Origin of the sequence: Rhodospirillum sp. A1_3_36, from assembly GCF_047263945.1 — a bacterium.
GTDB lineage: Bacteria > Pseudomonadota > Alphaproteobacteria > Rhodospirillales > Rhodospirillaceae > Rhodospirillum.
This window is the reverse complement of sequence record NZ_JBLAVB010000084.1, coordinates 1-1,437: the sequence shown is the minus strand read 5'-3', so window position 1 is coordinate 1,437 and position 1,437 is coordinate 1. Positions and strand designations below refer to the sequence as shown.

General features: G+C 70.9%; 2 protein-coding genes. Both read right to left on the bottom strand.

The features are described 5' to 3' along the window. Positions 1-596 (bottom strand): conjugal transfer protein TrbF (gene trbF / locus ACLIRY_RS27045; protein WP_413208517.1); only part of this gene is annotated, 596 nt, incomplete at its 3' end. A 3-nt stretch (positions 597-599) separates the two neighbouring features. Next, the coding region (locus tag ACLIRY_RS27040; RefSeq protein ID WP_413208516.1) for a type IV secretion system protein at positions 600-1,437 on the bottom strand (838 nt) is incomplete at its 5' end.

The window sequence follows — 1,437 nt, the reverse complement described above, 5'->3', positions numbered from 1 at the left end:
AGGGTGATGGAGAGGATGGCGGTCCAGCGCTCCGTGCCCTTCAGGCCGCCGCGCTCGAAGACCCGTTCGGTCCAGGCCACCTGGAAGGATCGGTCCGAGGCCCGCACCACGCTGGTCACCTGGACGGAGACACTGCGCGTGCCGATCCGGCCGAAGGGGTCGTTGGCCTTGGCGTAGTCGTTGAGGAACAGGGCGGCCCGCCCCGTGACGAAGTCGTAGGCGGAGAGCCAATCGCGGCGCACCAGCACGGGGTCGGTGGAGATCGACCGCACCTTGGTGATGAAGCGGGCCAGGTGCCAGGCGATCTGGGCATCGGCGGGCTGGTAGTCCTGGACAGCAGGCGCGATGGCCCGGGCCTCGCCGAATTTATCCACCTCCACCACGTAGGGCGTGACCCGGCTTTGCAGGGACTGCCAGAGCAGCCCGCCGGAGAGCCCCACCGAGAGGGCCAGACAGCCGAAGGCCATGAGGCGCCAGTTGCGGGCCTGGACCCGGGCCGTGCCGATGCGCTCGTCCCAGAGCTGGGCCGCCTTCTGATAGGGAGTGACGGGCTCCGGCGTGGTGCCGTAGCGCTGGATGGGTCGCTTGAACAGCATGGCTCAGTCGTCCTTGTCCTGGAGGGAGGGGGTCGCGCCACCGCCGGAGCGGTCGCCGTCCTTGACCGCCTGGGTCACCGCATGGCCATGGGCTCGGGTCCGCTGCTCCGTGCGCAGACGGCGCGCCCAGTCGGGCGCGGAACCCGACGATGGGGGAGTGCTTGTGGAAGCCTCCTCGGCCATGGCGGCGGTGGGTTTGCCGCCGGTGGCCGTCCAGGCGGCCTTGCGGCCCCGGTCTATCTGCTGCTTGAGGGAAGAGGACGCCCGCTCGGCGGCGGCTCGGGTGCCTTGGGCGGCGGCACCACCCGCGCCCCGGGCCACTCCGCCCAATCCTCCGGCGACACCGGCCAAGCCAGAGCCGGAAGTGGCCTGTCCCAGGCCATAGGCGGAGGAGGCCGCCGATCCCATGGCGGTTCCCGCGCGGATCGCGGCCATGCCACCCCCGGTCGCCATGCGCGCTCCAGCCACGGCGGCGCCTCCGCCCAGGATCACGGCGCCCGCCGCGGCACCGGTAGCCCCCAGGGCGGCCCCCGCGCCCAATTGCGGCGCACCGGAGACCAATCCGGAGGCGATGCCGGGACCAAAGATCCCCAGCCCCAGCAGGGAAAGCGCCCCCAGCACCTGGGACATGGCGGCCGCCAGATCCGGCTCCTGGCCTTGCAGCCCTTCCGTGAAGGTGGCGAACAGCGTGGAGCCAATGCCGATGATCACGGCCAGCACCATCACCTTGATGCCGGAGACCACGACATTGCCCAGCACCCGCTCGGCCAGAAACGCGGTCTTGTTCCACAGGGCGAAGGGCACCAGCACAAAACCCGCGAGCGTCGTCAGCTTGAACTCC